The sequence below is a fragment of the Vibrio sp. genome, assembly GCF_984391705.1.
Genome location: NZ_CFHWOM010000006.1, coordinates 116,723 through 136,628 on the forward strand (window position 1 = coordinate 116,723; position 19,906 = coordinate 136,628).

Below are 19,906 nucleotides of genomic sequence, written 5' to 3' on the forward strand. Positions count from 1 at the left end.
TTAAGGTAGAGGAATTATGCGAATTGACTGTTTAACGCCACATACAAGGCATTAGAGTCTTTCCAACCCGAGATTCGATGGTTGGCAGAAAAAGCATTATCAGCCCAGTACGCTTTAGCGAGGATCGGGTGACAATAGAGTTTATGTGGTGGTAGTTGATTAACATCAGCTAGGTAGGAGTCCGTTTCATTGATATCAGATTCATCGATATGACGACCTGACATTCCCCAGCGATTTAAGTTGATGATAGCAACTACATCAACACTTCCTTCCGATTGAGAAACTGGACGAGAACTAGATTCTTTCTCTTCGCGAGACGCATCAAATAAGGCTTGAGCATCTGCTTGGGATAACTGGTTAGCGTTACTGATTGAGTGTGTTAAACGCGCACCAATATCACTTTCTGCTTGCGCTAAATACGCCACCGCTTGCGCTGGAAGAACCATCGCAAACAAAGCAAGCCAGAAAAGTTTTATCACGCGTTGAATCATTCACGTAACCAATTAAATTAGACAAGGCGATATTAGGCCTAACTTCACCCAGCGGCAACTAAAATAATCTAAAACTTAAGCTTTCAGTTTTGATGGTATCGATTAACGGTAAAAGATCTCACCGTTTTGTACATCAAGATAGATTTTGTTGGCTTGTTTCAATCCACCACAATAAACAAAATAGACGTCGCGCTCTTTAAACGTAAGCGAGCGCATCCAACCTTTCGTCTCTTCAAAATCTTCTGGTGTACACGTTTTATCTTTAAGTAGTTGATCTGTTTTCTTAACAAACATTTCAAAATGCAGTTTGAAGTCGTCTGAATTTTCAATATAGCTACTTACGGTTTCTCGGCGTTCATCTTTTGTAATGGTTGGCGCTACTTCTAGCAGAGCTTCCATTGGCACCCATTCTGCGACCTCAGGCCCTCCGTCTTCATAAACGTAGTATGCGGAGATTCGCCCCCAGCCGTCTTTTTTTTCTAGGATATGAAGTTTTTCGCCACGGTAGACAACGCTTTCAACAAACGCTTCATAATTTGGATATTCACGAACCCCTAATTTTTCTGGGCTAACATAATAATCCGTGACGGGAGGCTTTGGCGCTTCTTCTTCCTCTTCTTCTACAATATTTAATGGAGGTAACTCTTCCTCTTCCTCCATCATTTGGCTAGCCAGTTCCGCTTCTTGTTGGGGTTTGAGATAGAAGATGTAATAGCCTGCACCTGCGCACGCAATACCAACCAAGAGTAAGACAACCATAACAATCTTTTTCATAATGTAGTCGATTCTTTTCCTATACTTATCAAATCCAGACCAGCACAAGTTTCAGCATGAAATGGCACTCGTTTGTTTATACTATAGCGGCAGCATATCTTTGCACTTTACCTTTAGATGGCTTCGGTGCCCATTGCGATGCGCAAACTTGGAATTACACCCTCAAATTACAGCAGCAGATCGACGATAATTACAATTTTCATGCCGAGCGCTTTAATCAGTTACTACATCACCACGTGACACAACCATTACTTCATCAAGAGTTTACCCTAAATGAACTAGCTGGCCTTTGGACAGCGGGTTCGCTGGCGACCAAACACAAACTAGAAATGCAGCTCGATGCATCAAGACAAATCATTCAAGCGATAGAAGAAGAGATGATCCGGATAACGAGCCTAGAAGCCGATATCACCGAGGCATCCGAGTTATGGTCGCAACTCAGTGAGCATTGCCAAGCAATACAACTCGCCACGAATGGCGCCGTCAGCCATAACTATGCTCAGAGCAATACTATGCTAAAGAAAAGCGTCGAGCAGTTAGTTGGGAAACTCCGCTTGATTCAAAAGCGCTATGAGAACGAATTTACGTCTCTCAACCAATCGCAAGATCACAATCCCCACCAACATTAATCATCCAATGTCCTTTAACAACTGCATTGTAAGTACATGTTTCTAAACATTCATTTCTCTCACTGTGAATGTAGCGAATTGGTCCTTATTGTTAGATTAATTAATAATTTACACCCAAACCAAATGAGATTAATTATTATTTGCATAAATATTAATTATCATTACTATTTATGCATCCTCACCAACCAATAACCAAAACTTTGAAACTGTCGCTTTCTATCAAACACGTTTTGCAGATCTGGATTACAGGCACGCTTCTCGCTATCGCGAGTGTTGCGACCGTCTATTATTACGAAACAAAACAGATGCAAGACGAATTAGAACGTCGCGTAGAAATAAAGCGTAACGCATTAGATCAAACTCTCGAATCTACTCGGCATTTAATGTTGCTAACTGGCGCTTTTTTGCAGAATAGCAACCACCCTTCGCAGCAACAGTTTGAGCAGTTTCTCAGCGATCAAACTGACAGTCACACTGGTGTACGTTCGATTGTTTGGGCACCGCTAACGCCTCTTAGCGAAATTCCTCAGCTAGAGCAAGATGCCAAGCAAGATGGATTCTGGGGCTATCGAGTTGAGCCCAAAGTCGAACAACAGCTCTATACCCCACCCTTTCTGGATCACGCGACCTTACCGGTTTTTTATGTATCATCTACATTCGAAGCAAGCGATGAACTTGGACTCCGCTTAGAGAACTTACCTGAAAACATCCATGCGATAACTCAGTCTTATAATAATGAAGGTATCGGTGTCGCTCATTTTGAATTAGATGGTCAGCTAGGAATCCGGCTATTTCTACCACTATTCGAACAACCTGGTGTTCTCAAAGGCTATGTGGTAGCAAACGTAGTTCTGCATGAGTTGTTGGGCACGACTTGGCAAGATGACATCAACTCAACGGACAGTAATATCTCTGTTTACTCTATCGCTACCGATAGACACATCTTCCGCTCTCACCTCAATACGTCGTTAAGTGACAAGAAAATATCCGAACGAATTTCCACCTTAGAAAAAGCCGTACATATTGATTTATTTGATCAACAATGGATTCTATCCGTTTCAATGGTCGATAGAACTGGCAGCACAGCGATGTATGGCGCCACAGTATTTGCATTGATATTTCTACTCACGGTGAGTGCCACCCTATCTGCCAACTTTTACGCCACACGCCTGAAAGTCTCTGATCTTGTTATCGCAGAGAAAACGCAAAGCCTCGCGGCTCAAGCCGTCAAAGACAATCTCACTGGCTTATTCAATCGAACGGCACTTTCGCAGGAAGTTGAGCAGCGCTTAACTCAGCTAAAAAATGAGCACAGTCTCGGCTTCTCAATACTCTTTATCGATCTAGACCGTTTTAAGGTGATCAATGACTCCATGGGTCACCTTTTAGGCGACAAGCTTCTTCAGCTGGTGGCAGAAAGATTAAGCTCCAATTGCCGAAACAATGATGTCAGTTTTCGTTTTGGTGGAGATGAGTTTGTGATTTGTTTGCCTGAACTGGTCGATAAGTCAACGCTCAACCAGATCTGCCAGCGCTATGCCCAACTACTTAGCCAACCGTATATTCTTGATGGACAGCGCTGCTATATAGGAGCAAGTATTGGTATTTCTGTGGTCACAGACCATACACGTTCACTGACTGAGATTCTCCGAGAAGCCGACACCGCAATGTACCAAGCGAAGAACTCAAGTCATGACAAAGTGGTGTTCTTTCATGAGACCATGTTTCAGCAAGCTAAAAAACGGTTCACGTTAGAACAAGAGTTAACCAGTGCCTTAGCATTAAAACAGCTTTATCTCGTGTATCAACCAATCTATGACACGAAAAATGATGATGTTGTCGGCTTTGAGTCGTTGCTGCGCTGGAATCACCCCAAATTTGGGGCAATTTCGCCAGAAGATTTTATACCCATAGCGGAAGAGACTGGCTTGATCATTCAAATCGGAGACTGGGTCGCGACTGAGTGCTGTAAAACATTGCAACGTTTATGGCGCAACCCAAACATTGAAAAGATGCCTCGCATTAACATTAATGTGTCTGCAAAGCAGTTTGAATCTGAGCACATTTACCATACGTTATCAAGCCTTTTTCAACACGTCGATTTCCCTGCACACTTTATTGGCGTCGAGATAACTGAGTCAATGTTATTGAGTGATGATTGTAATGCGCAGCAGCTCCAACGTATAAAAGACCTCGGTATCAGCCTTTACCTCGATGATTTCGGGACCGGATACTCTTCACTATCTGTCATTAATGATTACCCTGTCGATGTCATCAAGGTAGATCGCAGTTTTGTAAGCAAAATTGCTCTTGGCCAAGACAATGCCGACAGCTTATGCCAAGCCATCATCAATCTGGCCCATACCATCAACCTCAAGGTTGTCGCCGAGGGCGTGGAAACGCCACAGCAGTTGGCCATACTGACTCAGTATCATTGCCACTACATTCAAGGCTACTTGAAATCGAAACCCGTATCGGTGTGTCAAATCGAAGCTGTGCTAAACCAAATGAAGCGCGAGACAGCATAAAAAAAGCCTGCACATTGCAGGCTTCTTACACGATGGTTGGTTACCCTATGCGATCACACTTCGCCGCACAGATAAAATCATTTTGATGCAATCCCTTAATCGAATGACTCCACCAAGTGACTGTCACTTTACCCCATTCTAATAGGATAGAAGGGTGATGAAACTCCTCTTCCGCCAATTCAGAAATTTGGTTGGCGAATGCCCATGCCAGCTTATAGTTTTTGAACTTGTACACTTTTTCAAGTTGTGGAATGCCATCTCGTTCTAGCATTTGCCAACCATCAAGTTCAGTCAATAGGAGTCTTCTCTCTTCGGCACCTAATGCCACGGCACTGCTGCTGCATGCTTCGCAGCGTAATTCATCAAGCATGTGTCACTTCCTTTGGTTCAAATAATGGGGGCAGTAACCCCGCCTTTATTGCTTGCTGGACATGAAACATCATATCCATTTGACTCAATTTATAGAGCTGTTTAATGTCTTCGAGCACAAAGTATTTGGGCTGCATAATATCAATTCGGTAAGGCGTTCTTAGCACTGTATGAATATCGAACTCATCCCGTATCGCTTCCGGGCTCTCGAGGGAGTACACCGTTTCGCCTGGAGATGAAAGTATACCGCCTCCATAGATTTTGAGTTGGTTCCCTTCTTTGACCAAGCCAAACTCGACGGTAAACCAATACAATCTCGCTAAGTAAACCCGCTCTTTTGAAGTCGCATTCTTACCGAGTTGACCATAGGTGTGTGTAAACTCGGCAAACTGGGGGTTAGTCAGCATTGCGCAGTGACCAAATATCTCGTGGAAAAAGTCTGGCTCTTGAAGGTAATCGAACTCCTCTCGACTGCGCAAAAACGTCGCGACGGGAAACTTTTTGTCAGCAAGTAAAGCAAAGAAACGGTCAAAGTTAATAAGTGCGGGAACAGGCTCAACTTGCCAACCTGTTTCTCGCAATAATATTCGGTTGATATCAGGAAGCTGGGGTACACGCTCAATAGGCAAATTCAGCATTTCCAACCCATCCAAATACTCTTTACATGCACTCTTCTCTACAAGCGCCAATTGACGAGAAATAAGGTCTTGCCAGATGCGATCTTCTTCCTGACTCCATTCAACAAACCCGTTCTCATTCACAGGCTTAGATACATACTCTGTCATTGCTATATCCTTTAACAATCTCGTTACATTAAGCCTATCGTGACGACTGTTTGGTGACAATTTAACCAGAGATATCCGACCACCAATACGTGTAACAAATATTTTACATTTGACGGTTTTTTGCTTATTTTTCAGCAATCTGATTCTGTTGCATTTGTTTGACTTTGTATGATTTTCCATCAAAACTTAAGCCAACAACAAGGATATTACCGACGAGGGCGTCATGTCGCAGTGTGTAGAAGTTCAAGGGGAACCATTGTGGAACCCAAGCCAACAACGAATAGATTCTTCTAATCTCCAGCAGTTTATCAACCACATCAACATTCAAGGTCACGATCTCAGAGGCTATACAGATCTGCACCAATGGTCTATCGACAACAAAAAGGATTTTTGGCTAGAGATCTGGCAGTTTTGCGATGTTATTGGTTTCAAAGGGGATTGCATACATGGTGAAGGTCTCGCTCGCTGGGGTAACTTCCAATCAAACAGAGACACCATTTGGTTTCCTCAAGCACAACTAAACTATGCTGAAAACCTTCTTGCGCAAGCATTCCAAGCGCCTGAAGACATTGCAATTTGGTTTAAAAACGAACGTGGCGAAAGCCAAAAAACAACCTGGCAGGCGTTATGTGATCAGGTATCAATTTTACAGCAATGGCTCGCTCACAATGGTGTTGGGAAAGGCGATGTTGTGGCTGGTTATTTGCCCCATATGACAGAAACCGTCGTAGCAATGTTGGCCACCACTAGCTTAGGTGCTATCTGGACTTCTACCTCGCCAGATTTTGGTGTTGAGAGTGTGACGGAGAGGTTCGGACAAGTTCAGCCTAAAGTGCTCTTTTGCTGTAATGGCTACCAGTTTAACGGCAAGACGTTCAATATGGAGCAAAAGAACCGCGATATTGTTCGTGCATTGCCATCCATCACCAATACGTGCCAAATTGACTATCTGCGCCAAGGCTTCACAGAAGACATGAGTAACGAAACCTTTTCAGATTGGGAAGCGATCCTCGCGAGCTTCCTACCAAGAGGAATACGTTACAAACGCATTAGCTTTAATGACCCGCTCTTCGTTCTTTATTCGTCAGGAACAACAGGGAAACCCAAGTGTATTGTTCACTCCGTAGGTGGAACCGTATTAAACCATCTCAAAGAGCATCAACTACACTGTGACATTCAACCCAAAGACCGAGTGTTTTACTATACGACATGTGGATGGATGATGTGGAACTGGCATGTTTCTGCTCTCGCTAGTGGTGCCACGTTAGTCATCTTCGATGGCAGCCCAATGTTCCCTAACCCAGATGTTTTATGGCAGTTAGCCGATGAAGCGCAGGTCACTCTATTTGGAACCTCGGCTAAATACCTTGAAGCCCTGCAAAAGACGTCGTTTTATCCTGCTGAAAGCTGCGACTTATCGTATTTAAAAACCCTTTGTTCCACCGGCTCAGTCCTCTACCCTCAACAGTTCGACTACGTTTATGCCAACATTAAAGTTGACCTGCACCTTGCATCTATTTCTGGTGGTACGGATATTTGTGGTTGCTTCGTCTTGGGTAATCCCATTTCACCTGTCTATAAAGGTGAATGTCAAGGAGCTGGGCTCGGAATGGACGTTTCGGTGTTTAACGAACACGGTGTAGAAATTAAAAATAAGCGCGGTGAGTTAGTCTGTAGAAACAGCTTTCCAAATCAACCTCTTGGTTTTTGGCACGACAATGGTGAACGCTATCACGAAGCCTATTGGAGCAAATATGAGAATACATGGCACCATGGTGACGATGTGGAACTGACAGACAATGGCGGTATGCTCTTCTATGGCAGGAGTGATACTACGCTTAACCCTGGAGGGGTCAGAATCGGTACCGCCGAGATATATCAGCAAGTGAATCAATTGCCAGAAGTAAAAGACTCAATCGCGGTTTCCCGCCATGTCGACGGTGACGAGAAAATCGTCCTGTTCGTCCAACTAGAGCAGGGATCAATGCTGAGTGGCGATCTGATGGCTCAGATCCGTACAACGCTTAAGATGAAATGTTCGCCAAGACACGTTCCAAGCGAGATTTATTCCCTAAGAGAAATACCGAAAACGAAATCTGGTAAGTTGGTGGAGCTAGCCGTCAAGCAGGTTTTGCATGGACAAGAAGTGAAAAATAAAGGGGCGATAGCCAACCCTTCGGCCCTTGAAGAGGTTATTCAATACGCCAGCGCATAGTAACCTCTGAACCAAGTAAAAAGCCCGGTCGAGTGACCGGGCTTACTGAACTTTTTACTTTTTGGCTACAGCCATTAGAACGGTAAGTTTGCCTTGCGGTGTCTCAATATCAAATGGCGTCGTTATGTCCACTTCATCAAAACCAACGCTGGTCAGCACTTGTTCTACATGCTGTTTCGTCATACCACCAGCTTCATCTTTATCCGATAACCAGTCCCAATGGACGAAATAGTTACCTTTGTCGAGTAGGCTGTAAATGATATCTGCAACATCTGCATAGTTAGGAAGAAAGCTACAAACCGATGAAGCGACCACAAGATCAAATTGATCGCGAAATGCTGGGTGCATTGCGACCAGGCCGCGGCTCAAAATGTCCACAACGGGCTCGACATTCGCGAGCTCTTTTCTGTCTAATTGTTCAATCATCGATTCAGAGCTATCAAGCGCGACAATTTCTTTTGCCAATGGTGATAACTTCTGGCACAGCAGCCCAGTTCCACATCCAAAATCTAGAACGCGAGCTCCTTGTGCGTTAATGATGCCTTGCAGTGACTCGAACGCTTTATTGGCGTATACACCTGTCGATTCTTCTTTGTCCCAACCTGCTGCGACATCATCCCAACTCGTTGCCATCATGATCTCCCTATAACTTCATTCATTTGGCATCTTCCAAGAGTATCAAAACTGCATGAAATTCCTAGCGTTTCGTTCCGTAAAACGGACAATCTGCGATTATTGTTATACTATCTGACAAAAGATCTCTCTTAATGACGAAACAATGAACTTATCCCAAATTGAAGCATTTTGTAGTGTTGCCGATACCGGTTCCGTTTCAGAAGCTGCACGCCAACTTGAATGCAACCGCACAAAATTAAGCATGGCCATCAAAGCATTAGAGAAGGATCTGAACATCGAGCTCTTTATCCGTAGTGGCAATCATCTAACGCTGTCTGAAGCAGGAAAAGCCATCTATAAAGACAGTCAGAACTTACTCGTTACCGCTTCTCGTATTCGTCAAACGTGTGCTCAGGTTTCAGGCGAGTTCAACGCGGAAGTCTGGATTGCGCGAGATGACTCCCTGCCAGACGAAATGTGGCATGAGCTATCTCATAAACTCAATAACCGTTTCCCTGCGACCGCATTTAATATTGTGTTAGCGTCCAGTGGCGATCTAGCTAATTTAGTCGCGACTCAACAAGTCGACTTTGCTTTTGGTGTCGACTATGAGCGCATTGATGACCCTCACATCACTTTCCAGCCTTTAGGCAAAATTCGCATGATGTCGGTATGCAGTGCAGAGCACCCTCTAAGTAAGATGCGCCGTGTATCTGACGACGAGCTGCGTAATGCTATGCAAGCGGTAATGGTTTACCTGAACGAGAAAGATAACCCAGAGCTACAACCCTTCTCACTCAGACATATTGGATTCTCAAGCTTTGACTACATGCTTAACACTATTTTGGAAGAGGAAGCTTGGGGGGTATTGCCTGAGCCACTGATCCGCCACCTTCTCCGAAAACAGAAACTGGCTGTTATTAAACACACCTATGGTTTAACCCAAGAAGACTATTGTATGTTCACGGCTGCCGGAATGGCTGAGCACCCAGGAATGTCCTGGCTTGCAGACAAACTGAACGAATATTTATTCGACTTTTAACCCCTTCTCCCTCACGCTTAAAAGAATAATTGACGGTTAAAATCACTGACCGTCAATTATATTGACAGCAATAAAAACCAATAACCCACTGAATTTATTAAAAAATAGCTCAAAACAAAATTTACCTGCTAATTTTTGTACAGATACAGTTTGTCAAACAAGCCTAAATTCTGAAAACTATAAATGTGTTTTCCATCGAGATCATTTTATGTGTGCTAGGACAAGCTTAAACGAAAAACGAATTCTAACTTTCTCAGCCCTTTTAGCATCTGGCTTTGCGGGTGGGGGCTTAGTACTCGGTTTGCTTGTTGGCTCACTCGTTATCGTTTTTGATGGCGTCTATTCTTTAGTCAGTTTGCTGTTAACATTGTTGTCGCTGGCTGTTTCTCGTTACATTGAACGACCTTCTCAATCACAATTTCCGTTTGGTAAAGCAATTTTAGAACCCGTTGTCATTGCCATTAAAGGCAGTGTGATTCTCCTAGTTGTGAGCTACTCCCTGTACTCTGCTGTGCAAGCAATGTTCAGTGGAGGTCGAGAAGTTGATGCTTCAATCGCAACCCTCTTTGGTGTAGTCAATGTCGTTGGTTGTGGCTACGGTTGGTGGTACATCGCCAATAAATCAAAGCGTTTTTCCTCTGGTTTGATTCAGGCAGAAGCTACGCAATGGCAAATGGATACCCTATTAAGCGTTGCGGTAACTTTGGGCTTCATCGCTGCATGGTTAGTTTCACTTTCCCCTTACGCTGGATATGCAGTCTATGCCGACCCAATGATGATGATTCTAATGTCGTTCTACTTTATTAAAGTGCCGTTCGATATGCTTCGTGAAGCGGTGCGTGAGCTGCTAATGATGAAACCAAGTGAAGAGATCATTACCACTGTAGACAAAGAAGTTTCAGCACTAGATAAACAAGTTAATCAACACCTTGAGGTGGCAGGTGTAACAAAGGTAGGCCGAGAGCTGAGAGTTAACTTGGATGTTCACGCTGAGGGTAAACAAGTTCAGGTCGCAGATTTGGAGAAAACTCGCCGCGTGTTAAAAGATAAGCTGTCGAAGCTCTCTTTAGATCTCAACTTAACCATGAATATTGCCAACTAACGAAAGCCGCATTTTGCGGCTTTTTTGTTTGCTAGAGAAGTAACTTCATAGATAGAAATTGCGCATCGCTTTCCGTAACCTCGTAGCCTAACCTTTGGTAGAATTTTACCGCTTGCTTATTAACAACGAAGCTAGATAACGTCAGCGCTTCTCGCCCTTCCTTGGTTGCAATGTCTCTTAAACGTTCCATTACACGTAGCCCAACTCTCTGTCTTTGCCTGTCAGGAAATACAATGAGTAAGTGGAGATGCAAAGCATTGTCATAACGCTTAAAGCACACTAAGCCTACTCTTTCACCCTTTTCGACAAGCCAATGAAACCAAGCCTGATCATAACTATTTTGCAACCGGTCGCGTTGAAAGTCGTCATCCCAGCCAAACACTTCCTCAATATGTTTATACAAGCCTTGTTTTACAGCAGTAAAGAGCTCTTCAAACTCGGCTGTCTCGACTGCAATTAACTCTATATCCATTCCTTGTCCTTCGTGGCTTGATTGAAGATTAAGAAATCTTAATGTTTCATAAATGCTCAGTGAATGGCAAGAAGTAGATAATGGAAGCCTCTAATATTTATAGAGTTTTCGGTTTACCCCCTAGACCGTTATGGCTCGCATTAGTCACGCGAGCCTTCTTTTTATTCCCCCAGTCTACGTTTGAATCGGATATGATAGAAGACACGTAAACGAGGAGTGAATGTGAAACTGCTGATTATTGAAGATGACCAGACAACACGCGAGTTTATCGCTAAAGGGCTGCAAGAACATGGTTATACCGTCGACCAAGCAGAAGACGGCAATCAAGGCTTGATGATGGCATTAAGTGGCGAGTACGACCTCGTTGTACTTGATCGTATGCTTCCCTACTTAGATGGAATGAAGGTGCTTTCCGCTATCAAAGCGACATTAGGCGACTTACCCGTTTTAATCTTGAGTGCAATGGACAGCGTAGAAGACCGTGTAGACGGGCTGCAAGCAGGCAGTGATGACTACTTGATTAAACCTTTTGCCCTTGCAGAACTGATCGCGCGTGTTGACATCATCATTAACCGAACTCAGCGTCAATCACGCCCGACGTCATCTTTATTCTACGACTGCTTAGAGGTAGACCTACGGGCGCATAAAGTTACCTGCAACAATATTGAACTTCAGCTCCAGCCTAAAGAGTTTCAATTGATTCAACATTTTATTGAGCACAGTGAACAAGTTGTCTCTCGCATGCGTCTGTTTGAGAGTATTTGGAGCTATCACTTTGACCCGAAAACCAATGTGATTGACGTACACGTTGCGAATTTGCGTCGCAAGCTTGAAGAAGCAGGATGCCGCGATCTACTTCATACCGTTCGGGGAGCGGGCTATGTCCTTCGTCGATGACTATACGCTGACTCGTTCATCCGTTTTCAAAACTCTTGTCGGGCTGTTTGTCGTCATCGCTATCATTAATATCATGGTTGTTCGCCAAGTATATATTGATTCGGATAGCTTTCATCGACAACAGCTTACCAAACAACTCAATGATGAGATTATGGAGTTCAGTTACCTTGCGAAACAAAGTCGTGAAGAAGTAGAGAAACTGCTCCAAGCTAAGCAAGCTTCAAATACCCCTTTTTATTACCGCCTAATAGAACCGATTGAGCCACATTACACGACTCAGTTTTACCCAATCAGCACTCTGCCCAGCGATAAAACCAATATTGCTATTGGCGATAACGTCAAGCTGGAAATCGGCGTTAATCCTCAAGTTGTCGAAGCTTACCGTAAGGCACTCGTTCCCATTGTGCTATCAAGTATCGTCCTGCCTATTGCCGTCATGTCGGTAGCGGCTTTGTTTTTCACAATATTGATTCTTCGACGTTTAGAAAACGTTAATAAAGCGATGAACCGAGTATTGTGTGGAGAGCGCGATGTAAAACTCGCCGTCTCACAACAAGATGATGAGTTCGATATTCTCGCTATCCACCTCAACTATATGATCGAGCAAATGACCAAAAAGGAAGAGACATTGAAATCTCTTACTGTTGGCATGGCTCACGACATGCGCACTCCTATGGCTCGGTTAAAACTGAGACTGGAAGACGTGTTATCTCATCAACAACTCTCTTCACAACAGCAAGAACAAATTTCTGCATGCCATGATGAGCTAGAGCTCATTCTGTCCCTCTTTAACAGCATGTTAGAGATCGCCAAAATCAACAGTGGCCAAGTGACTCTAACCCCTCAACCTGTCGATTTAGGGAAAATAAGCCAAGATGCCATCGAGTTCATCTCACCAATTGCGGAACAAAAAAACCTCCAGCTACTCTTTCGTCAAGATCAAACGTGCCACCTAAAAGGCGATCCATCATTACTGTTTCGCGCCGTATTTAACTTGGTTGAAAATGCGGTCAAATACACCCCCGATCACGGCTCAATAGAAGTGGTGGTTGATAAACTGGGTGTGGTTATCGCAGACAATGGTATTGGCATCAGTGACGCGGACAAACCTTATGTATGCCGACCTATGTACCGAGCAGATAAGAGCCGAACTGCTCACGGCAATGGCTTAGGATTGTCGTTGGTCGATGCCGTGGTTAATCAACATGGAGCCCAACTGGTTCTAAAAGACAACTCCCCCGGTTTAAGGGCTCGTATTATCTTCAGTTAATCTTAAAACCCATATTTTTTGTAATGTTTATGGAATAAAGTGGAAATTTCCCCTCCTAGCGTTAAGACTTTAAGCAACAAAGGAGGTGAATATGCAAAAATTCAATAACATACTCTTCTTAAGCCAAGGAGTAATGGATAATCGTGAGTCACTCGCGCAATCCATTCGGCTAGCATGGCGTAACAAGGCTCAGTTAACTGGGCTAGTTGTCTGCCCTCACCTTCCTAATGACATGAATGATTACGAAGAGCAATATGAGCGCTGGCTATTAGAGTCTTTACAAAATCTCGTTCATGAAAGCCTCGTGGAACATGACATGTCTAGCGATGATATGCAGTTCCCTGTCAAACTGATCGTAGCAGATAAGCCCGCGATACAAGCAATACGTTATGTTCAGCAACACGGCATTAACTTGGTCATTAAAGACGCAGAGCCAAACAAAACAAACAGCCGAGCATTAAGAGCCATTGATATGAGTTTGCTCCGTAAGTGCCCTTGCCCTGTTTGGCTAAACCGCCCATCAGATAAGCCTAGAAGTCATCAAAGAGTCGCTGTCGCTGTCAACCCTAATGCCACGACAGATGAAGAGCACTCTCTTTCAATTAGCTTACTTCAACTTAGCCGAGCGATTGCAGACAGCTGTGATAGTCAATTACACATCATTTCGTGTTGGGAGTATCAACTTGAACACTACCTAGAAGATCACGTCTGGATAAAGGTTTCACCAGAAGACCTCAACCAACAGATCGAGAGTGCTAAGCAACAACACGAAGAAGCATTACAAAGTGTGATTGATGCGTCGGGTATCGGTGGCGACATGGTTTTACACCCTCTCCACGGTACGCCAGATGATGAAATACCAAACTGTGTCGATGAAACAGAAATCGACGTATTGGTCATGGGTACACTCGCAAGAACTGGTATACCTGGAGTAGTGATAGGTAATACAGCCGAAAACATTCTCCAAAACGTGAGTTGCTCACTTGTGGCACTCAAATCCGAACAATTCAAATCTCCGATAGAGTAAACAAAAAGAGAGCCGAACTTTTCATTCGGCCCTCTCTAATATCGCCTCTTATCCTAGGAACTCATCGAAGGTTCCAGGTGTTGCGATTCTGCAAGAACCCTCATCGCTTGAGCAATTTCTTCCGCTTCAGTACCCACTATAACCTGAAGATTGTTGTTACCCATTTTAACCACACCGAGCGCGCCTATTGATTTAAGCGTCTCTTCATTTACAACTGACATATCACTGAGCGTCAGACGTAAGCGGGTGATACAAGAATCAATGGTAGTTAAGTTGTTTGAGCCACCTAATGCCGTTAAGTACTCCAGAGCTTTTTCATTGGAGCTCATCTCATTGCTCTGCTCCACTTGCGCGTCTTCACGACCTGGCGTTTTAAGGTCAAACTTGAGAATGGCGAAACGAAATACCGTGTAATAAATCGCACCAAAACATAGGCCTTGAAGAATAAGCATGTATGGTTTGTTTGCCAGTGGTAGGTTGAACGATAAAATAAAGTCGATCAGACCACCGCTAAACGTAAAGCCCGCTATCCACTGCATGCTAGCTGCAATGTACAATGAAAGTGCCGCTAAGAAAGCGTGAATGACATACAAAACAGGAGCAACAAACATAAACGCAAATTCAATGGGTTCTGTTACGCCAGTAAGAATCGCCGTCAGAGCAGATGCACCTAGAATACCGCCAACTTTCTTTTTGTTTTCTGGTTTCGCGCAGTGGTACATCGCCAAACACGCAGCAGGCAGACCATAACCCATAAACGGGAAGAAACCACCTTGATAAATACCAGTTACGCCTAATTCACCTGTACCAGACCAGAACTTACTAATATCATTAATTCCAACCAAGTCGAAGATGAATACCTGGTTTAGGGCATGGTGTAAACCAATTGGAATTAATAGTCTATTAAAGAAACCATAGATACCTGCACCCACCGCTCCCATTTCGGAGATAGCAATACCAAAGTTGACTAACGCACCATAAACTACTGGCCACACGTAAACCATAACTAAGCTGATGGAAATCGCTGCAAGAGAGGTAACAATAGGAACAAAGCGACGACCACCAAAGAACCCGAGTGCGGCTGGCAGTTTAATGGTATGAAAGCGGTTATATAAGGTTGCAGCCACAATACCCATCATAATACCGGTAAATGCACTAACCGCTGCCTTAGAGGCGACAACTTCTGACGAGCTCATCTGTTCAACCGGAACCCCTGTGATCTGGGATATTACGTTGACATTGCCCACAATCATTTCGACGATTAGCAGGCCTAGTAAGCCAGATAGTGCTGCTGCACCATTGTTATCTTTCGCCAAACCATAGGCAACACCGACTGCGAACAGCCACGCTTGGTTGTCCATGATGCCTTTTCCGCCATTAACCAAAATACTAGCAAGCGCGTTATTAGCGCCCCATCCTGCTGGGTCTATCGCATACCCCAACCCGAGCATCAAACCACCCGCGGGTAGCACAGCAATCGGCACCATCAGTGCCTTACCGATTTTTTGTAAGTAGCCTAGAATATTCACCTTTCATCCTCTTAGGTCATTTGTTATCGCCAAAGAGTAACTAAACCGGGATTAAGGCACGGTTGAGGTAAGGTTAAGATTAATTAATCTAAAAAGCACCGCCAGCTATTTATCGGTAGGTGCTCATTTTAGTTTCTAAATTGTTATAGCCTTTTTAGCCTCAGCTAAATCTCAATATTATTAGATGCGTTGAAAGAGAACATTCTCACTTCATCTCTAGGAAACCAGCCAAGAGAGTGATAAAAGCCTTGCGCTTTAGGGTTGTCATTGGCAACAAATAAATGTGTCTTCGCAATCCCTTCCTTGGCCAGCGCATCAACTGACAAAGCGACCAACTGCTTTCCGATACCTTGACCTCGAGCGGATTCGCTCACCGCTAAATGTTGCAAATAACCTCTTCGACCATCTGTGCCAACCAACACACACCCAATAACCTTGTTTTCCTTTAGAGCTATATAACTCAAACCTGAATTTCGGCTCAGATAGCGAGCAATATTTTCCCTTGAGTCCGCATCCCTAAGCAGCATATGCTCCGTTTTCTGCCAAAGGTTCGCGACCTGAGAGTAATCTGAGATCTCCATTTCTCGATATGTAATCATGTCTTTCCTTATTGGTTTCGAGCTATGAAACCGGTACTTTCGTTTCAATATTAAGTTGTCCTGCCAGTCCTGCTTCCCTGTGGATACTTAAAGTATGGAATTCTTCTGATGAAGTCATATCTAACAGCGCCTGCCTTGAAGGGTACTTAACAATGACGAAAGCATCCCATAGTTCATCAACTTGACCCAGTATTAGCCCAGTGACATCAGAATAGAAAACCACTTCTGCACCGTATTTTTCTAATACTTTCAGCATTGGTTGGCCATAAAGTTCGTAAGCTTGTTTACCGGTAAGATTGGTTTCTCGTTTATCTGCGTAAACGGCTTTTTCCCTGAACTTGAATAGGTTTAACAAATGTATTTCCCCCGAGTTTGGGGAAGCTTTAAGCCTTTCAAGCTGCTCAGAGGTTGGAAAAAGTTCGTTGAGCACTTCCATGATAGCCCCCGATACTAGTTATGCATGTCACTACATAAGTATCTAATATCCAAAAACTATTCAACTGCTTTTGTATAACAAGCTTAAAGTGATCGTTAGCTAGAAAAAGAGCCAAACGTTTAGAACATGCACGAATCGCTTACTATCTCTATTTTGCTAAATCAATCCACTGACCCCGAGTAAGCTCCCCCAGTTTCTGAGGATTAAGTTTAAACACTGAATTAGGTGTTCCCGCAGCAGCCCAAATTTCGGAATACTGATTTAAATCATTATCCAAAATGGTATGGACTGAAGCATGGTGAGCCACTGGAGGTACACCACCGATAGCAAAACCCACTTTTTCACGAACAAATGCAGCGTCCGCTTTAAGCAAGACAATACCCGTGGCTTCTTTCACTTTGTCAGAGCACACCATGTTAGAGCCTGATGCGACAACAAGCACTGGATCACCTGTTTCTCCGTGCTTAAAGATTAACGACTTCGCTATTTGAGAAACCGTACAGCCAATCGACTCAGCAGCATCAGACGCTGTGCGAGTTGAGCTGGGCATCTCTTGTACAACAAAGTCCTGGCCATTTTGGGACAAGAACTCTTGTACTTTTAATGATGAAGACTTCAATTCCTTTGACATATTTCCTCCTTAATCTCGCCAATTAACGATAAACATAATGCTTAATTTAAAAGTAAGCCGCGATAATTAGTTAGCCGATATCATTACATCTTGTACACAAATACCAAATGTATACTGTGAACGCTACAAATCAAAAATATCCTTAACCATCTTGTTTAGTAAGCTCTTGGAAACAAATGGACTCTTCCAATAAGTTGGTCAAAGGCAAGAACAACGGCTCAGGGAGTTCTTCTAAATCGAACCATTTCCACTGTTTGCACTTATCGGGTTCAGTGATCTGAGGCTCACCACTAGAGCAAGAGCCAACAACGAACAAAGTCACATAGTGCTTACCTTCTTTTTCGAAAATATCATTAGTGAAAGTTAGGTTCTTAAAAGACTCTATTACTAAGCCTGTTTCCTCAAATGTTTCACGTTTTGCACACGCTTCTATACTTTCCCCCATTTCGAGGTGGCCTCCTGGGGTTGCCCAAGTATGAGATCCATGAGACCCAATACGTTCCCCAAGTAACACACGCCCTTCACGTAAAATAACGGCGGCTACACCTACTCGTACTTCTTTATTCACTATCGATTCCTTTTCGAACTAACACCACGTTTAGCTACTTATTCTCCGCAACGCGCCACAACACTCCACTCGGGTCTGTTAAACAAAACTCGAGCATACCCCATGGTTGTTCAACTAAGTCAGTAACGCGAACGCCAAATTCGTCGTCTAGGTTGAGCCTTGAGATATGCGCATACCAACTCTCAGCATCTTCAACCAACAGATGCATCATGAAATTTTCACTATGAACAGGCTCATAGAAATCTTGAAGAAGAAAGGCGCAAGATCCAAATTTAAAGTATGCAACACCTTGAAATTCAGAAGCCATTTCAAAGCCTATAGCCTGATAGAAGCGCTTTGAGAGTTCAAAGTTCTTAGCAGGCACAAATGATTTAATTTCAACCGTATTTAGGTTTTCCATTTAGGACTTATCTCCATAGCCAATGTCAGTAAGCAAGAGGGTAAATTGCTTTTATACAGCTTTCATGCAGACGGCAATTTAAAAGTAAGTGTGAGCACCTATTCCACGTCCAAGCCAGATCTTTTCGCAATTTCAGTTTCAAATCCATCGATACTCTTTTGATTCTTTTTAAGCCAATATTTCTCAATGCCCTCTGAACCTTGTTTTTCTGACCACTTAGCTAAGTCATCGCGATCACCTTCATAGGTAAAGTAAGGAACTGACATCCCACATGAAGACTGGACCAACTCGACATCTAGAACAAAGATTTGCCTCGCCGCAACGCTTTCCGGAAACAGTGATGAAAACTGCCCCCAGCTTTCGTCTTTTGAATGTAAGACGGTTGCCTGCCCGTATGCTCGAAGAATTAGAGGAGATCCCTCAAATGCACAAAACATAACGGTCATTCTTGGGTTTTGAATGACATGTGACGCCGATTCATTTCCACTTCCTGTAAGATTCAACCACGCTATTTGCTTTGAATTGATAACCCGTAGGGAGTCTCCACCTTTAGGTGAGAGGTTCACGCTACCACTCTCTGCTGCAGTTGCAACAAAGTAGATTTTTTGCTGCCCAATAAACTCGATATGCTTGTCTGAAAACTCTGAAAATTGCTTACCCAAAACAAGAAACCTCCATGTTATTTTCTAATAAAAAGTCTGGCGAGCAATAAAGTCACAAGTAACGCGATTGCCCTAGTTAACTCATTGTGCCGAAAACCGAGTTCCAATATTGCGAATCTTTCTTAAGCCGCTTGTTCAGCACATATTGCCCAACGGAAATAAGGGCGTCGACCATCCATTCGCTCAATTTCAGCGCCTAACTTCATGTAGAACTGGTGAGCTTTGACGTTGTTTGGGCTCGCTGTCCATGCAATGTGGGAGGCTAATGAACTTTCAGCTTCCCCTTTCAAAGCGTGCATCAGCTCTGCACCATACCCTTTCGAACGATGCTTGCCGATTACTAGGAGATCATCCAGCCAAATAGACGGTTCACCACGAAAAGACGAATAACGGTAATGAAACAATGCGAAACCCTCAACTAGACCATTAACTTCCAGTAACAGAGCATGAGCAAACGGATAATCACCAAATAAAGTGCGTTCAATTTTCTCTTTGGATGTAGAAATCTTGCCGTCAAAGCCTTTCATGATCCGGTCAAACTCGGCTTTATACTCAATGAGTTCTAATAGCTTACTTGTATCTTGCTTACTCGCTTTCCTAACGTTCACTATGTCCTTCATAACTCGAAAACCTCCTTGTGTTTTAACGCCTGGCTAAGGTGTAAGCTACACCATAACGTCGGCCTGGCAAACACCCTTAAGTACTAAACGTAACGCAATGGTAAAGATTACAGGCGTTACGGACTCTTAATAAGCAACCTAACACATGTTTAACTCTATTTAACACCAAGATAATTTAACGACGCCAATCGTTCACACTGTTGTCGTCAGTTTCCGAATTTCAAACAAAAAAAGAGCCGCTAAAT

22 protein-coding genes are annotated in these 19,906 nt (G+C 43.6%); 8 read left to right on the top strand and 14 right to left on the bottom strand.

Annotation, left to right across the window (positions count from 1 at the left end):
- Nucleotides 1-14: 14 nt before the first annotated feature.
- A complete protein-coding gene (locus AC4MRV_RS07005) occupies nt 15-491 on the bottom strand; it encodes a hypothetical protein (RefSeq protein ID WP_491186713.1) in 477 nt (158 codons plus the stop codon).
- A 102-nt stretch (nt 492-593) separates the two neighbouring features.
- Nucleotides 594-1,265, bottom strand: a complete 672-nt coding sequence (locus tag AC4MRV_RS07010) for an SH3 domain-containing protein (protein WP_491186714.1) — start codon at nt 1,263-1,265, stop codon at nt 594-596.
- A 56-nt stretch (nt 1,266-1,321) separates the two neighbouring features.
- Here AC4MRV_RS07010 and AC4MRV_RS07015 point away from each other — a divergent pair, with 56 nt between their 5' ends.
- Nucleotides 1,322-1,894 (top strand): hypothetical protein, encoded by a 573-nt coding sequence (locus AC4MRV_RS07015; protein WP_491186715.1) that lies wholly within the window; start codon nt 1,322-1,324, stop codon nt 1,892-1,894.
- Between the two features lie 170 nt (nt 1,895-2,064).
- The gene (locus AC4MRV_RS07020; protein WP_491186716.1) at nt 2,065-4,422 is read left to right on the top strand and encodes a bifunctional diguanylate cyclase/phosphodiesterase; all 2,358 of its coding nucleotides are present in this window, start codon (nt 2,065-2,067) and stop codon (nt 4,420-4,422) included.
- A 40-nt stretch (nt 4,423-4,462) separates the two neighbouring features.
- On the opposite strand, the gene AC4MRV_RS07025 is transcribed toward AC4MRV_RS07020, so the two are convergent.
- Nucleotides 4,463-4,792 carry a 4a-hydroxytetrahydrobiopterin dehydratase gene (locus AC4MRV_RS07025; protein WP_491186717.1) on the bottom strand — a complete coding sequence of 110 codons (330 nt, stop codon included), beginning with the start codon at nt 4,790-4,792 and terminating at the stop codon, nt 4,463-4,465.
- Entirely contained in the window at nt 4,785-5,576 is a 792-nt protein-coding gene (gene phhA, locus AC4MRV_RS07030; RefSeq protein WP_491186718.1) for a phenylalanine 4-monooxygenase, read from the bottom strand. Before phhA ends, AC4MRV_RS07025 begins: the two co-directional genes overlap by 8 nt.
- A gap of 223 nt (nt 5,577-5,799) precedes the next feature.
- Between phhA and AC4MRV_RS07035 the strand changes: the two genes are divergently transcribed.
- A complete protein-coding gene (locus tag AC4MRV_RS07035; protein ID WP_491186719.1) occupies nt 5,800-7,791 on the top strand; it encodes an acetoacetate--CoA ligase in 1,992 nt (663 codons plus the stop codon).
- Between the two features lie 54 nt (nt 7,792-7,845).
- Here the strand turns inward: AC4MRV_RS07035 and AC4MRV_RS07040 are convergent, their stop codons facing one another.
- Nucleotides 7,846-8,424 (bottom strand): class I SAM-dependent DNA methyltransferase, encoded by a 579-nt coding sequence (locus AC4MRV_RS07040; RefSeq protein ID WP_491186720.1) that lies wholly within the window; start codon nt 8,422-8,424, stop codon nt 7,846-7,848.
- A 145-nt stretch (nt 8,425-8,569) separates the two neighbouring features.
- Here AC4MRV_RS07040 and AC4MRV_RS07045 point away from each other — a divergent pair, with 145 nt between their 5' ends.
- Together AC4MRV_RS07045 and AC4MRV_RS07050 are read left to right on the top strand one after the other, a co-directional pair.
- Complete coding sequence (locus AC4MRV_RS07045; protein WP_491186721.1) at nt 8,570-9,448, top strand: LysR family transcriptional regulator; 879 nt, start codon at nt 8,570-8,572, stop codon at nt 9,446-9,448.
- A gap of 208 nt (nt 9,449-9,656) precedes the next feature.
- Entirely contained in the window at nt 9,657-10,550 is an 894-nt protein-coding gene (locus AC4MRV_RS07050) for a cation diffusion facilitator family transporter (RefSeq protein WP_491186722.1), read from the top strand.
- Between the two features lie 31 nt (nt 10,551-10,581).
- Here the strand turns inward: AC4MRV_RS07050 and AC4MRV_RS07055 are convergent, their stop codons facing one another.
- Entirely contained in the window at nt 10,582-11,022 is a 441-nt protein-coding gene (locus AC4MRV_RS07055) for a GNAT family N-acetyltransferase (protein WP_491186723.1), read from the bottom strand.
- A 222-nt stretch (nt 11,023-11,244) separates the two neighbouring features.
- On the opposite strand from AC4MRV_RS07055, the gene AC4MRV_RS07060 reads away from it, so the two are divergent.
- From AC4MRV_RS07060 to AC4MRV_RS07070, 3 genes are all read left to right on the top strand, one after another.
- The gene (locus AC4MRV_RS07060) at nt 11,245-11,919 is read left to right on the top strand and encodes a response regulator transcription factor (protein WP_491186724.1); all 675 of its coding nucleotides are present in this window, start codon (nt 11,245-11,247) and stop codon (nt 11,917-11,919) included.
- Nucleotides 11,903-13,189, top strand: coding sequence for a sensor histidine kinase (locus tag AC4MRV_RS07065; RefSeq protein ID WP_491186725.1), 1,287 nt, complete (start codon nt 11,903-11,905; stop codon nt 13,187-13,189). Before AC4MRV_RS07060 ends, AC4MRV_RS07065 begins: the two co-directional genes overlap by 17 nt.
- A 91-nt stretch (nt 13,190-13,280) precedes the next feature.
- Complete coding sequence (locus AC4MRV_RS07070; RefSeq protein ID WP_491186726.1) at nt 13,281-14,216, top strand: universal stress protein; 936 nt, start codon at nt 13,281-13,283, stop codon at nt 14,214-14,216.
- A 53-nt stretch (nt 14,217-14,269) separates the two neighbouring features.
- Here the strand turns inward: AC4MRV_RS07070 and nagE are convergent, their stop codons facing one another.
- The 8 genes from nagE to AC4MRV_RS07110 form a co-directional block, all read right to left on the bottom strand.
- Nucleotides 14,270-15,745 (bottom strand): N-acetylglucosamine-specific PTS transporter subunit IIBC, encoded by a 1,476-nt coding sequence (gene nagE / locus AC4MRV_RS07075; protein ID WP_491186727.1) that lies wholly within the window; start codon nt 15,743-15,745, stop codon nt 14,270-14,272.
- Nucleotides 15,746-15,909: 164 nt separating this feature from the next.
- Complete coding sequence (locus tag AC4MRV_RS07080) at nt 15,910-16,344, bottom strand: GNAT family N-acetyltransferase (RefSeq protein ID WP_491186728.1); 435 nt, start codon at nt 16,342-16,344, stop codon at nt 15,910-15,912.
- A gap of 22 nt (nt 16,345-16,366) precedes the next feature.
- Nucleotides 16,367-16,780, bottom strand: a complete 414-nt coding sequence (locus AC4MRV_RS07085) for a DUF1330 domain-containing protein (RefSeq protein ID WP_491186729.1) — start codon at nt 16,778-16,780, stop codon at nt 16,367-16,369.
- A 148-nt stretch (nt 16,781-16,928) separates the two neighbouring features.
- A complete protein-coding gene (locus AC4MRV_RS07090; protein WP_491186730.1) occupies nt 16,929-17,411 on the bottom strand; it encodes a YbaK/EbsC family protein in 483 nt (160 codons plus the stop codon).
- 142 nt (nt 17,412-17,553) lie between these two features.
- Nucleotides 17,554-17,979, bottom strand: a complete 426-nt coding sequence (locus AC4MRV_RS07095) for a nucleotide triphosphate diphosphatase NUDT15 (RefSeq protein WP_491186731.1) — start codon at nt 17,977-17,979, stop codon at nt 17,554-17,556.
- A gap of 34 nt (nt 17,980-18,013) precedes the next feature.
- Complete coding sequence (locus tag AC4MRV_RS07100) at nt 18,014-18,379, bottom strand: VOC family protein (protein ID WP_491186732.1); 366 nt, start codon at nt 18,377-18,379, stop codon at nt 18,014-18,016.
- A gap of 98 nt (nt 18,380-18,477) precedes the next feature.
- Nucleotides 18,478-19,041 (bottom strand): pyridoxamine 5'-phosphate oxidase family protein, encoded by a 564-nt coding sequence (locus tag AC4MRV_RS07105; protein ID WP_491186733.1) that lies wholly within the window; start codon nt 19,039-19,041, stop codon nt 18,478-18,480.
- Nucleotides 19,042-19,163: 122 nt separating this feature from the next.
- Nucleotides 19,164-19,661 (bottom strand): GNAT family N-acetyltransferase, encoded by a 498-nt coding sequence (locus tag AC4MRV_RS07110; protein WP_491186734.1) that lies wholly within the window; start codon nt 19,659-19,661, stop codon nt 19,164-19,166.
- Nucleotides 19,662-19,906 lie beyond the last annotated feature (245 nt).

Excerpts from the sequence above, each read along its gene's own strand:
- AC4MRV_RS07005 (WP_491186713.1), bottom strand. The coding sequence starts at position 491 with ATGATTCAACGCGTGATAAAACTTTTCTGGCTTGCTTTGTTTGCGATG.
- AC4MRV_RS07010 (WP_491186714.1), bottom strand. The coding sequence starts at position 1,265 with ATGAAAAAGATTGTTATGGTTGTCTTACTCTTGGTTGGTATTGCGTGC.
- AC4MRV_RS07015 (WP_491186715.1), top strand. The coding sequence starts at position 1,322 with ATGAAATGGCACTCGTTTGTTTATACTATAGCGGCAGCATATCTTTGC.
- AC4MRV_RS07020 (WP_491186716.1), top strand. The coding sequence starts at position 2,065 with ATGCATCCTCACCAACCAATAACCAAAACTTTGAAACTGTCGCTTTCT.
- AC4MRV_RS07025 (WP_491186717.1), bottom strand. The coding sequence starts at position 4,792 with ATGCTTGATGAATTACGCTGCGAAGCATGCAGCAGCAGTGCCGTGGCA.
- phhA (WP_491186718.1), bottom strand. The coding sequence starts at position 5,576 with ATGACAGAGTATGTATCTAAGCCTGTGAATGAGAACGGGTTTGTTGAA.
- AC4MRV_RS07035 (WP_491186719.1), top strand. The coding sequence starts at position 5,800 with ATGTCGCAGTGTGTAGAAGTTCAAGGGGAACCATTGTGGAACCCAAGC.
- AC4MRV_RS07040 (WP_491186720.1), bottom strand. The coding sequence starts at position 8,424 with ATGGCAACGAGTTGGGATGATGTCGCAGCAGGTTGGGACAAAGAAGAA.
- AC4MRV_RS07045 (WP_491186721.1), top strand. The coding sequence starts at position 8,570 with ATGAACTTATCCCAAATTGAAGCATTTTGTAGTGTTGCCGATACCGGT.
- AC4MRV_RS07050 (WP_491186722.1), top strand. The coding sequence starts at position 9,657 with ATGTGTGCTAGGACAAGCTTAAACGAAAAACGAATTCTAACTTTCTCA.
- AC4MRV_RS07055 (WP_491186723.1), bottom strand. The coding sequence starts at position 11,022 with ATGGATATAGAGTTAATTGCAGTCGAGACAGCCGAGTTTGAAGAGCTC.
- AC4MRV_RS07065 (WP_491186725.1), top strand. The coding sequence starts at position 11,903 with ATGTCCTTCGTCGATGACTATACGCTGACTCGTTCATCCGTTTTCAAA.
- AC4MRV_RS07070 (WP_491186726.1), top strand. The coding sequence starts at position 13,281 with ATGCAAAAATTCAATAACATACTCTTCTTAAGCCAAGGAGTAATGGAT.
- AC4MRV_RS07080 (WP_491186728.1), bottom strand. The coding sequence starts at position 16,344 with ATGATTACATATCGAGAAATGGAGATCTCAGATTACTCTCAGGTCGCG.
- AC4MRV_RS07085 (WP_491186729.1), bottom strand. The coding sequence starts at position 16,780 with ATGGAAGTGCTCAACGAACTTTTTCCAACCTCTGAGCAGCTTGAAAGG.
- AC4MRV_RS07090 (WP_491186730.1), bottom strand. The coding sequence starts at position 17,411 with ATGTCAAAGGAATTGAAGTCTTCATCATTAAAAGTACAAGAGTTCTTG.
- AC4MRV_RS07100 (WP_491186732.1), bottom strand. The coding sequence starts at position 18,379 with ATGGAAAACCTAAATACGGTTGAAATTAAATCATTTGTGCCTGCTAAG.
- AC4MRV_RS07110 (WP_491186734.1), bottom strand. The coding sequence starts at position 19,661 with ATGAAGGACATAGTGAACGTTAGGAAAGCGAGTAAGCAAGATACAAGT.